This is a genomic window from Vibrio halioticoli NBRC 102217, from assembly GCF_000496695.1.
In the GTDB taxonomy this organism is placed as follows: domain Bacteria; phylum Pseudomonadota; class Gammaproteobacteria; order Enterobacterales; family Vibrionaceae; genus Vibrio; species Vibrio halioticoli.
Genome location: NZ_BAUJ01000024.1, coordinates 41,492 through 53,572, shown reverse-complemented (window position 1 = coordinate 53,572; position 12,081 = coordinate 41,492). Strand labels below are relative to the sequence as shown.

The window sequence follows — 12,081 nt, the reverse complement described above, 5'->3', positions numbered from 1 at the left end:
ATGAGGGATAACACAAAGGCTTATTTTTATGTGATGTCAAAGCACAAATTATGATGTACCGGCTTTATCTTTTAATGACTTATGGTAGGTTTATTGACGGTTAGGCAGACTACAAAACGAACTAGCCTGTTATTAACAATATTATATTATAGTTCGTACAATTTTTAATTTATATATTTACAAGGGAATAGTAATGGCATTTGTTTGGCATAGTTTTGGTATTTTATCTGAAGTCACTAAAGATAATTCATATGTATATATTAAAAATTCAGATGGTAGATATTTAAAAATGAGTATCGGTAGATATAAAGAATCCGCCTTAAATATTTACGATAAGGCATTAACCCTTAAAGGACAAAATGTAGAAGTAAGGACGAGTCAGAATACAAGTAACTGGTCGACACAAGAATGGTTTAGTGAAATTAATGCTCTTTAATCTAAAAATATCAAAGTTGTTCAATCAGACACGTAACAAGCTTTAGAAGAATAGCCATGCCATCTGAACTAAAAAAATTAGACAGAAGAAGAAAAGCTCAAAACCACCTAGATAAAATTTCAGGTCATGAAGAACATGTATTAGTTATTCATTATTCGTGTGAGAGTTTTTACAACAGGCCTGAAGGACAGACTCCAAGGGTTACTTCAATCGCAGTAAGAAACTATGCTAGCGGTCAAACTGCTTCCTTTTCTATTCATAAGGTCGCCGAACTCAAGGGCGTAGCATTTCCTGATATTGATAGAGAGTACGACAAACTAGAAAAAGAGATGTTGAAAGAGTTCTACGTTTTCCTAGAGAAACATAAAAACTACGATTGGGTTCACTGGAATATGCGTGATATCAATTACGGTTTTCCAGCACTTGAACACAGGTTTCGTGTTCTGAAGGGAAAACCAGTTGAACTTGATGAATCTCGAAAATTCGATCTTTCTAGAGCACTAGTTTCAATTTTTGGGAACAAGTACATAGGCCATCCAAGGTTAATAAAGCTTATGGAAGCCAATCACATTACCGCATTAGACCTTTTAGATGGCCCCGGCGAGGCAACCGCTTTTGAAAATAAAGAATTTGTTAAGTTGCATCAATCAACACTAAGAAAGGTCGATGTACTTGCTAATATTCTCGGCAGGGTTATTGATCGAAGTATCAAAACTAATGCAACATGGCAAGATACTCACGGAGTTCATCCAAAAATCATACTTGAGTACATTACAAAACATTGGATTTTCTCCCTTCTAGGAAGTCTTATCAGCATTGGCTTAGGTGTATACGGCATATTCTTCTAACAAGTGCATTATGAAAAAACACCATGCTCAACTCGACCGATAAAATCCTTTACCACCTCAAAATCGATGGTGGTTGATACCATATCTAGCGGTCTCTTCCCACCTAAACCATAGACGCTTTCACGCATCCATTCTAAAGCTCTTTTTTCATCATTAAATAGCTCAGTTGCTAACTTAACAAGCATCGCTAATCTATAAATAGCATCACTTTCTTGAGTGTTAAAACGCTCTTCATTTTTAAGACGACGTTTAATACTGCCAATCGGTATATGGGTTACATGATGAAGCTCATTTTGAGAGAGCTTCGTTCTTTCTATAATGCTGTAGTACACCTTTGGTTTAAATCCTTGGTGCACAGCGTCTGCTAGCCCAATAGTTACATCCTCTATCCCGAGGTTAACCCAAAAATTAGTTTTATTAGCACGTTTTGGCTTAAAACGTTTAAATTCAGCAGTCGCCATAGCAGTCCTCCCACCTAAGCTCATATGACCTCAACATATCAGATCAAATGAGCTATAAATGAGCTATTTATGCCATAAATTACCAATTAATAGCTATTCCCTACTTACGTCTCATCTTCCTAGCCAGTTTGCGCTTACGTTTGTTCTTCTGTTTGTCTACGCCGCTTTTGTGGCTATTTCCAAGAGTGGTGTAACCTATTTTTTTCAATACGGCTTTGCCCTCTGGGCTATTTATATAGATACGCGCCTCGACATGACCTGCGTCTGCAGCTTCCGTTAGTAGAGTTGGGATTGGGCTAGGCGTTTTAACGCCACGGCGGACTTTTGATTTGTCCGCAGCAACATCTAGCGCAAGTTTTGCCAAGCGATACTTTACATCCGCCTCTTCCAGTTCGCTGACTGATTGTCTTAGTGCTTCTTTATAAATCTCACGCATCAAACTGAAATGCTGTTTTTCATTTGCGATTTGTTTAAATAGGCGTAACTCAACATCTAAGTAATGTGGCATGCATTTGTAGCTATCGACCATTTCCTGAATCGATTTATCAGTATCCTGCGTCTGGTACACGGTAATGTCGATATAGGATTTAAAGAATGCCATAGCCGGAGCACGACGTGCTTGTCCTGCGACAATTGCCGAACGTAGTGCTTTTAAAGACTCGTCCGTTTGCTCTGTTTCATACGCTTCCAACTTGGTAAGGGTATCCACGGTAAACGCTTCAGGTAAGCGCTGCTCTAGCGCACAAGCTAACCACTGTTCTTTTTCGGAGTCGCTGCTAAATGCGTTGCTCAAAGCAAACGACATTGCTTTGGAGTAACCCTTTTTTGCCGCTTGATGAATATGATTTATGCCTAATTTAGGTTCTTCATTTTTAATAAGATGCGCACCAAATTCAAAGGCCGCCTCCCCTTCTTCATCGGTGGTTAAGGCTTGTTTAAAACAGTATTTAGCATCACGATTACCTTGCTGTTGCAGTAATTTATTGGAGTAGCATTTAGCAAACAACAGCCAACTTTGTGGATGACCTTGGCGATGAGTTTTCTCTAACCAATAGCTGACATCAGTCTGTTTATTATAATACTCGTCCTTACTCCATGCTCGTGACTCGCCTGTCTGCTTGCTCATATCGAGCAGTTCACTATAAAAGTGATTGGCGAGATAAAAACTGGCTTCTTTGCAGCCTTTTAGAGCATCAGTAACAAATGAGGTTAACTCACAAGACATTGGCTCTTGCCAAGTGTATGAGCATTGCGAAGGAGTTTCTAAAATCGTGCGACCAACATAGTGAGCGATTTCATACAAAGCGTTCATGTGCTTTTGCATGCGAGAGCGAGAGATAGACAACTTAGCGATATACTCACCGTTTACCTCTGTCATATGTACTGAACGGTTGCCATCGTGACGCAGGGCGTTCATCTCCTCAATCACCCAAGACTCTATACATCCTGACGATTGCAGCATTTTGATTTTGTTTGATAATTCTCCATGCACTGGCGGTCGCAACTTAAAGTGCTTACCCAGCTCATGACAGGCAAGTTCTACAAATAAACGAATTTTGACCATACTCGACTGCGGATCAGTAAAGTAATAACGCTCAGCCAAGGTCGCTTGATTATAAAGCTCACCTAGACCTTGTTTCAAAAACTCAAAATTATCGTATTTATTGTACTCAATATCTGTCTGAACTTGCATCATAACGCTCCTAATTTCGCCATCTGGAGCTTATGTTAACCTTGCAAGCGACAAATTATGTCTCTAATGCAATATTTGTGGAAAGATGGAAAAATAATCAGATAATTTGTTAGCTGACGATCAAATAAACCATCACTGGATACTCACCTCTCACGACAGGCAATATTCAGCGATGGTTTTTATACTTCTAGGCAATAGAAACATCAAAAAGCGCCCTTCTCACAGCGCTTAAATCCCTTCTATTTTGTTTGCGCTTTCTCAGTATTGTCTAATGCAAAGTAGATCTTGGACACCGTTACCTCAGCAATCAGTATGACAAAGACCACCGCGAAAAAGGCCACAACGCCATTAAATGGGCCGGAGAACTGTACTTTTTCACCAAAAATAATGTTGATGGCTTCCAGCATTACAAATTTAGAGCCTACAAGGATGATATAGGTAGAAACGCCTCGGTAGATTTTTGGAGCCGTGCCGGGCTTAGATTTAAAATAGTTTGCGAGCTTATGTTCCAATCCTATGGATAATTTAAGCAATAGCTGAAGCAAGATTGCAGCGATAAAAGAGATGGTAAACGACTCTATGTTGACGTACTGGCAATATTCGTCAAAGAAATTCAGTACGGTTAAATCCACTAGCACAGCCAATGTATAACCGACAAACAAGCGTTGCGGTGTATTAAAATTATAGCTCTTTCCTTCTGTGCTCATAATTACTCCCTTAATTACAAAAACAATAGATTAATAACAATTGTAAAACATCATCACTCAAATATAGTTTGTATTTCCAGATAAAATTCAATTAATTACCGTTTGAAGGTGTGTAATGTAAGAAAGAAAAAACTGGGCTATCAGAAGATCGGTGTGAGAAGGTATCTCGTCGCTAAGGCAAGAAATGTAGCGGTAAAACGAAAAATGGCCCCAAAAAATATTTGGGGCCATTTTGAAGTCACTGAAATCTTAGACTGTGTCAGTGATGAAACCACACAGCAAAAGATTGATGTGTCTTATTCCCAATCAAGGATAACTTTACCGGAAGCCCCGCTACGCATAGCGTCAAAGCCTTTTTGGAAGTCGTCAATCTTGAAATTGTGAGTAATGATTGGCGTCAAATCTAAACCTGATTGAATCAAGCTTGCCATCTTATACCAAGTTTCAAACATTTCTCTTCCGTAAATCCCTTTGATCACTAGACCTTTAAAGATCACTTGGTTCCAATCAATGCCCATGTCTGATGGTGGAATGCCGAGCAATGCCACACGACCGCCGTGGTTCATAGCTTCTAGCATGCTCTTAAACGCCATTTGAACACCTGACATTTCCAAGCCTACGTCAAACCCTTCGGTCATGTTAAGCTCAGCCATTACGTCTTTTAGGTCTTCTTTAGCCACGTTCACAGCGCGAGTAACGCCCATTTGACGCGCTAAATCAAGGCGATATTCGTTTACATCAGTAATGACTACGTGGCGTGCGCCAACGTGTTTGGCAACTGCAGCAGCCATGATACCAATTGGGCCTGCGCCTGTGATCAGAACATCTTCACCCACCAAGTCAAATGACAATGCTGAGTGTACCGCGTTACCGAATGGGTCAAAGATTGCCGCAAGATCATCAGAAATACCATCAGGGATCTTAAAGGCGTTAAACGCTGGGATCACTAGGTATTCAGAGAAAGAGCCAGTGCGGTTAACACCCACACCGATAGTATTACGACAAAGGTGCGTACGACCGCCGCGACAGTTACGACAGTGACCACAAGTGATGTGTCCTTCGCCTGATACGCGATCGCCTATTTCAAAGCCGCGAACTTCTTGACCAATCGCGACAATTTCACCCACATATTCATGGCCCACAACCATAGGCACAGGAATGGTGTTTTGTGACCATTCATCCCAGTTGTAGATGTGCACGTCAGTGCCACAAATTGCGGTTTTCTTAATTTTGATCAGAAGATCGTTATGCCCCATTTCTGGCATATCGACTTCGTTCATCCAAATGCCTTCTTCAGGCTTTAATTTAGATAAAGCTTTGATTTTCATTATTTAATCAGCTCCATATCACGACCTACTTCGATAAATACATCGATAGCACGGTCTAGCTGTTCACGTGAGTGCGCCGCTGACATTTGAGTACGAATACGTGCTTGGCCTTTTGGTACTACAGGGAATGAGAACCCAACCACGTAGATGCCTTTTTCTAGTGCGCGCTCTGCAAATTCAGCAGCCACTTTCGCATCACCTAGCATGATAGGAATGATAGCGTGATCTGCGCCACCCATAGTAAAGCCTGCCGCTTCCATACGAGTACGGAAATGTGCCGCGTTGTCCCACAGTTGAGTACGAAGATCGCCACTTTCTTGTAGAAGATCGATAACGCGCAATGACGCCGATACAATCGCAGGTGCCACTGAGTTAGAGAATAAGTACGGACGAGAACGCTGACGTAACCAGTCAATCACTTCTTTTTTGCCTGAGGTGTAACCGCCTGACGCGCCACCCATTGCTTTACCAAGAGTACCGGTAATGATATCAATGCGATCCATAACATTGTGATAATCGTGAGTACCTGCGCCTGTTTCGCCCATAAAGCCTACAGCATGAGAATCATCAACCATCACTAATGCGTTGTATTTATCTGCCAAATCACAGATAGCAGGTAGGTTAGCAACAACGCCGTCCATTGAGAACACGCCGTCAGTAACGATAAGCTTGTGACGAGCACCGGCTGCATCAGCATCAATAAGTTGCTGCTCAAGCTCACTCATGTTGTTGTTGGCATAGCGGAAACGCATCGCCTTACACAAACGCACACCATCAATGATAGATGCGTGGTTAAGGGCATCAGAAATGATGGCGTCTTCTTTACCAAGGATGGTTTCAAACAAGCCCGCATTAGCATCAAAACAAGACGTATAAAGAATCGTATCTTCCATACCTAAGAAGGTAGAGAGTTTGTCTTCTAATTGTTTATGAATATCTTGTGTACCACAGATAAAACGTACAGAAGCCATACCAAAACCGTACTCATCCATACCTGATTGTGCTGCTTGGATAAGTTCAGGATGGTTTGCAAGACCTAAGTAGTTGTTTGCACAGAAGTTAAGTACATCTTCGCCAGTAGAAATAGACACTGAAGCTTGCTGTTGAGAGGTAATGATTCGCTCAGACTTATACAAGCCTTCAGATTTCACTTCTTCGATTTGTTGTTTGATTTGATTATAAAACGCAGAAGACATAATGCTATCGATCCTTTCAGTAGAGGTAAGCAGGGAAATTGGCCCGCTTAAATTAAGGTTATTGTTATTATTTACACTGTAAATAGATTTTAGTTGAAACCCTGTGCGAGTATAATCCCCTCCATGGAAAATCATTTGTGAATCATAGGCACATATAATGAAGACAACTCAGCTTGTGGCACTGCTTCCCGATCTTGCTACCTACACTCTAGTGGTGCAGCAAGGCAATTTCACCAATGCTGCCAATAGTTTATCTATGACGCCGTCTGCGGTTTCAAAAACGATATCGCGCTTAGAAAAAGCGTTAGAAGTGAAGCTCATTGAACGTACTACACGTAACCTTCGCATTACCGAAGAAGGACAAAAAGTCTATGAGCAAGCGGTGCAAATGCTGTATGCGGCGGAGCAAGCGGTCGAGCTTTCGTCAAACCGTCATTTAAAGCCGCAAGGTAGTATTATGATCTCTGCGCCAGAAGCGCTGCTAAGTATTGTATTGCAGCCTTTGATTATTGAATTTTTGAAGAAATATCCGCAAATCCAAATCAAAGCACGCGCCATTGATGGCGCGGTTGATATTCAAAAACAAGGTATTGACGTCGCCTTTCGCCTTTCAAAACATCCCGATGAACACTTAGTGCTAAAAGAGTTGGGACAAACGCATCTTTTATTGTGCGCATCCAAGCCCTACTTGATGAAAAACGGTACACCACAGCAACCAAGCGATCTTGTAAATCACAACTGCTTATACTTAGCCGAAACTGAGCACGATAACCTCTGGACGTTTCATAAAGACGATGAATCTCAATCGGTAAACGTGTCTGGCCGATATGCCGTCAACCAAGCACAACTGCGATTTGAAGGGGTGAAATCGCATTTAGGAATTGGGTTGTTTCACGACTTTGTGGTCGAAGATGCATTAGAACACGGAGAGGTTGTACAAGTTTTACAAGATTGGACGTTAACAGGCAATTATCACGGCAATATCTTAATGCAGTACCCGCAAACGAAATACGTTCCGGCGCGATTGCGTTTATTTATCGATTTTATCACTGAAGCGCTTGGGGCTTAGTTCTTCAGCTATTTGCAGTATTAAAAGCTTCTCATAGACGAAAAAAGCGAGCCTAGATAGGCTCGCTTTCTTTTATGCGGTAATCCAGCGTAGACTAGATACGTTCTACAGATTGCTTAGCAATAACAAACTCTTCGTTTGTTGGGATAACCAATACTTTAGCACCAAGAAGTGCAGACTCACCGATTTGACCAGCAGCGCCAAAGCGTGCCGCTTCGTTACCTGCTTTGTCTTCAGTGAAGCCAAGTAGGCTTAGGTTTTCGATAATTTCACGACGGATATCTAATGCATTTTCACCGATACCACCAGTGAAGATAACAGCGTCTAGAGCGTTAAGTGGTACTAGGTAAGAAGCGATGTATTTCGCTACACGGTAAGTGAACACTTGGAATGCAAGAGTTGCACCTTCGTGACCTTCAGCCATTGCTTCAAGGATGCCACGAGCATCAGAAGTTAGGCCAGACACACCTAGGAAACCAGATTTTTTGTATAGAGTTTCGAATACTTTCTCTTGAGTCCAACCTTTCTTAAGTAGGAACTCGATAACGCCTGGGTCAAGGTCACCACAACGAGTACCCATCATTAGGCCAGCTTGTGGAGTGAAGCCCATTGAAGTATCAACTGATTGACCGTTTGCAACTGCACATACTGATGCGCCGTTACCTAGGTGAACTGTGATGAAGTTAGTCTCTTCTACAGGTTTACCAATCACTTTTGCAGCTTCGCGGCTAACAAAGTAGTGGCTAGTTCCGTGGAAACCGTAACGACGGATGCGGTATTCGTCGTATAGTTCGTGAGAGATAGAACCCGTAAATGCTTTCTTAGGCATTGTTTGGTGGAACGCAGTATCAAATACAGCAAATTGAGGAAGAGAAGGATAAGCTTCCATTGCGGCTTTAATGCCTTTAGCGCCAGCAGGGTTATGCAGTGGAGCTAAATCTGAAATGCTTTCGATTTCTGCAAGTACAGCATCATCGATACGTACAGTACTAGTAAATTTCTCACCACCGTGAACAATACGGTGACCAACTGCAACGATGGTTTCTTTAAGGCTTAACTCTTCCATCAACTTAACAATACGGTTGATTGCTTCTTGGTGATGGTTCGTTGGCGCAGTGATAGCTTCTTCGGTTTTCTCACCGTTGAATTTCCAAGCGATAGTAGCTTCTGGAAGGCCGAAACACTCACCTAGTCCACTTACTAGCGCTTCACCAGTTTCAGAATCGATAACAGCGAACTTCAGAGAAGAGCTGCCTGAGTTGATAACGAGTACGTTCTTGTTTGACATGAGTTAAATCCTAAAATTAGATGAGGGGCATTCAATCTTTAGTAACGATTATCAAATAATTTGAAAATTATTCAAATTTTTTTTAACCGAATAGTCATACAAAATAAGATACTTTGATCTAGATCATTCTGCAAATTTTTTTAACCATAAAAATTTTTATAAAAATTAAAAGTTTAAAACCATTTATAGTGCTGTTAATGAGTTAAACACAACATTCCCATCTAAACACTCTTAGAAAGAGTAAATGTAACCGTCTAGATCACGAAGAATAAATCATACAAATGTATCTAAATGCGTCGATCCGTTTTGTTCTGACGAAAAAAAACCGGGACACTTACGTATCCCGGTTCTCTAATTTTGCTTACTCGCCTGAGTTACGACGAGATTGACCACGTTCACCGCGTGGAGCACCAGCACCACGGCTGTCACTGCTACGGTTACGGTCGAAACGACGCTCACCGTCACGGTTACCACGGTAGCCACCGCCTTCACGGTTTCCACGATGACCTTCGCCACCACGACGGTTACCACCGTCACGACGAGGACCGCCATCGCGACGTGGACCACGAGACTCACGGAAGTCATCAAAGTCACACACTACAGCTGCAGTTTCTTTTTGACGAATACGCAGTTTACGCAGTTTACCCGCAGTTTCAGAGTTCATTGCTTTTGGTAGCTGAACAAACGTATGGCCTTGAGCCAGTTTGATTGCACCAATAGAACCTTTAGTTAAACCTAGTTCGTTTGCTAGAGCGCCAACGATGTCTTTAACTTGAACGCCTTGGTCACGACCCACTTGCAGTTGGTATGTATCCCAATCTTTAGTTTCGCCACCGTAGCTACGACCACCTTCACGACGACCATCGCGGCCACCGTCACGACCGCCTTCACGACGTTCAGTGCGACGTTTCTTATCACGTTCGATAGCAGCGATCATTGGGTCATCACCAACGTAGAACAAAGGACGTTTGCCTTGTTGACGACGTAGTAGGATTGCCGCAAGTGTTGCTGCGTCAATTTCTAAATCATTTTGTAGAGTTTCAACAAGTTCAGCAAATTTCTCTACAGAGCTGTGTTCTTTATCAGCAGCAAGCTCAAGACCCAGTTTAGTAACGCGAGCAGCAGCTACTTGGTCACGTAATGGAAGTTGAATTTCTTCCATAGATGACTTAGTCACACGCTCAATAGTGCGAAGCATACGCATTTGGTTAGTACGAACCAATAGGATCGCTTTACCCTTACGTCCTGCACGGCCAGTACGACCGATACGGTGAATGTAAGACTCAACATCAAATGGAATGTCGTAGTTGAATACGTGAGTGATACGAGGCACGTCAAGACCACGAGCTACAACGTCAGTTGCAACTAGAATGTCGATTACGCCACGTTTAATGTTATCTACAGTGCGCTCACGTTGAGACTGAGGGATATCACCGTGCAAAGCAGAAACTTTGAAGCCACGGTCAGCAAGGTAGCTTGCTACACGCTCAGTATCTTGGCGAGTACGTACGAATACGATAGACGCATCAATTTCTTCAGTTTCAAGAAGACGAGTCATAGCTTCGTCTTTCTCAATACCTTTTACTACCCAGAAGTTTTGTTCTACTTTATCAACCGTGTGGTTTTTACCCGCAACGTCAACAAACGCAGGATCACGCAAGAAGCGCTCAACAATTTTCTTAAGCATAGGAGGCATAGTTGCAGAGAACAGTACGCGTTGAGCGGTCGCAGGAGCGTGCTCAAGGATTGCTGTTACGTCTTCTACAAAGCCCATGTTTAGCATTTCGTCAGCTTCATCAAGAACGAAAGTTTTCACTTCGTCTAGGTGCAAACGGTCACGGTTAATCAAATCTTGAACACGGCCAGGAGTACCTACAACGATGTGAGTACCATTTTTAAGCGCGCGCATTTGATCGACGATAGAAGTACCACCGTAGATTTCAAGAACTTTAAGACCACGGATGTTGCGGCCAAGGTTTTTGATTTCAGCCGCTACCTGAATCGCTAGCTCACGTGTTGGTGCTAGAATGATTGCTTGAGGTTTACGCTGATCCAAATCTAATTTATTAAGAAGAGGAAGAGAGAAAGCTGCTGTTTTACCAGTACCTGTTTGTGCTTTACCTAGCGCATCTTTACCTTGAAGAAGGAAAGGAATTGACGCTGATTGGATTGGTGTTGGAGAAACAAAACCCATTTCATCAAGGGCAGAAAGGATTTGTTGGTTTAGTTCTAAATCGCTGAATTTAATTTCAGATTCTTGCATCGGGATCCCACTATAAGTCAGTGTGTTCATTAATACGGTCCCAGGTGCTCTCTAAATTCATACACCGATCCAGCAATACACACTAAATCCATTCGGAAGGAAAAGTATATAAAACGCATCAAGCCGCTAGGGACAAAATAAGGTGGCGAATTCTGCCCTAAAAATCAGACAATTACAAGAAAATATTGAAATAGATCACAAATTCAAGCAAATCCGCCCCTCAAAGGTCTTCCAAAGCACGCTTTAATCCCCTATTCTGGGCTGTGCATTTTCTCATCAGCACACTATTTAAAACACTGATTACCCTTTACGTCCCTGCATATCTGAGTGGGTGTATTTGACTAAATTTTGTCGGTCCTCTTGCGACATATTATCAGACCCAGAATGAGCACAACCTGCAACAAAACCCACGCACAGCATAATGATTACGTATTTCATGACGTTTCCTCTTCATCTGTTTCCACACAACTTTTGTTATGTTGAATACGTTTACGAGCAAACTCAGAATATGGATCGAATATCGTCGATTTTATATACAATTTTCTCGCTGAATTTCGATGAAATAAAAAATTCACATCCCCCGTTTTTATAAACGACTCTACCTATCATAGCCATTGAATGATCAGTAATAGCTTAGCGGAAACGTCTGAAAACAAGGCTTAATTCTAAAATTAATCATGTAATTAGGTCAGTATTTTACAATCAAAAATAATCAGGCGCTTATCAAACATTTTGACAAGCTAGCCTGACCCGAAAATTGCCACGATTGATATTATACATTTGTAGTAAGAG

General features: G+C 41.9%; 11 protein-coding genes. 3 read left to right on the top strand and 8 right to left on the bottom strand.

Annotation, left to right across the window (positions count from 1 at the left end; all coding sequences use genetic code 11):
* Positions 1-193 precede the first annotated feature (193 nt).
* A complete protein-coding gene (locus tag VHA01S_RS08835; protein WP_023404020.1) occupies positions 194-436 on the top strand; it encodes a hypothetical protein in 243 nt (80 codons plus the stop codon).
* A gap of 56 nt (positions 437-492) precedes the next feature.
* Positions 493-1,284 carry a hypothetical protein gene (locus tag VHA01S_RS08830; RefSeq protein ID WP_023404019.1) on the top strand — a complete coding sequence of 264 codons (792 nt, stop codon included), beginning with the start codon at positions 493-495 and terminating at the stop codon, positions 1,282-1,284.
* 8 nt (positions 1,285-1,292) lie between these two features.
* On the opposite strand, the gene VHA01S_RS08825 is transcribed toward VHA01S_RS08830, so the two are convergent.
* The 5 genes from VHA01S_RS08825 to VHA01S_RS08805 form a co-directional block, all read right to left on the bottom strand.
* The gene (locus tag VHA01S_RS08825) at positions 1,293-1,745 is read right to left on the bottom strand and encodes an Xre family toxin-antitoxin system antitoxin (protein ID WP_023404018.1); all 453 of its coding nucleotides are present in this window, start codon (positions 1,743-1,745) and stop codon (positions 1,293-1,295) included.
* A 100-nt stretch (positions 1,746-1,845) separates the two neighbouring features.
* On the bottom strand, positions 1,846-3,441 hold the full coding sequence (locus VHA01S_RS08820) for a DUF4145 domain-containing protein (RefSeq protein ID WP_084309107.1): 1,596 nt from the start codon (positions 3,439-3,441) through the stop codon (positions 1,846-1,848).
* A 236-nt stretch (positions 3,442-3,677) separates the two neighbouring features.
* On the bottom strand, positions 3,678-4,145 hold the full coding sequence (locus tag VHA01S_RS08815; protein WP_023404016.1) for a hypothetical protein: 468 nt from the start codon (positions 4,143-4,145) through the stop codon (positions 3,678-3,680).
* Positions 4,146-4,441: 296 nt separating this feature from the next.
* Entirely contained in the window at positions 4,442-5,473 is a 1,032-nt protein-coding gene (gene tdh, locus VHA01S_RS08810; protein WP_023404015.1) for an L-threonine 3-dehydrogenase, read from the bottom strand.
* Positions 5,473-6,669, bottom strand: coding sequence for a glycine C-acetyltransferase (locus tag VHA01S_RS08805; RefSeq protein ID WP_023404014.1), 1,197 nt, complete (start codon positions 6,667-6,669; stop codon positions 5,473-5,475). Before VHA01S_RS08805 ends, tdh begins: the two co-directional genes overlap by 1 nt.
* A 157-nt stretch (positions 6,670-6,826) precedes the next feature.
* Here VHA01S_RS08805 and VHA01S_RS08800 point away from each other — a divergent pair, with 157 nt between their 5' ends.
* The gene (locus VHA01S_RS08800; protein WP_023404013.1) at positions 6,827-7,738 is read left to right on the top strand and encodes a LysR family transcriptional regulator; all 912 of its coding nucleotides are present in this window, start codon (positions 6,827-6,829) and stop codon (positions 7,736-7,738) included.
* A gap of 94 nt (positions 7,739-7,832) precedes the next feature.
* Here VHA01S_RS08800 and VHA01S_RS08795 read toward each other — a convergent pair whose 3' ends face one another.
* The 3 genes from VHA01S_RS08795 to VHA01S_RS18370 all read right to left on the bottom strand — a co-directional run bounded on the left by VHA01S_RS08795 (position 7,833) and on the right by VHA01S_RS18370 (position 11,727).
* Positions 7,833-9,026 carry an acetate/propionate family kinase gene (locus VHA01S_RS08795; RefSeq protein ID WP_023404012.1) on the bottom strand — a complete coding sequence of 398 codons (1,194 nt, stop codon included), beginning with the start codon at positions 9,024-9,026 and terminating at the stop codon, positions 7,833-7,835.
* Positions 9,027-9,387: 361 nt separating this feature from the next.
* Positions 9,388-11,289 carry a DEAD/DEAH box helicase gene (locus tag VHA01S_RS08790; protein ID WP_039970513.1) on the bottom strand — a complete coding sequence of 634 codons (1,902 nt, stop codon included), beginning with the start codon at positions 11,287-11,289 and terminating at the stop codon, positions 9,388-9,390.
* 300 nt (positions 11,290-11,589) lie between these two features.
* Positions 11,590-11,727, bottom strand: a complete 138-nt coding sequence (locus VHA01S_RS18370; protein ID WP_156916965.1) for a hypothetical protein — start codon at positions 11,725-11,727, stop codon at positions 11,590-11,592.
* Positions 11,728-12,081: the final 354 nt, after the last annotated feature.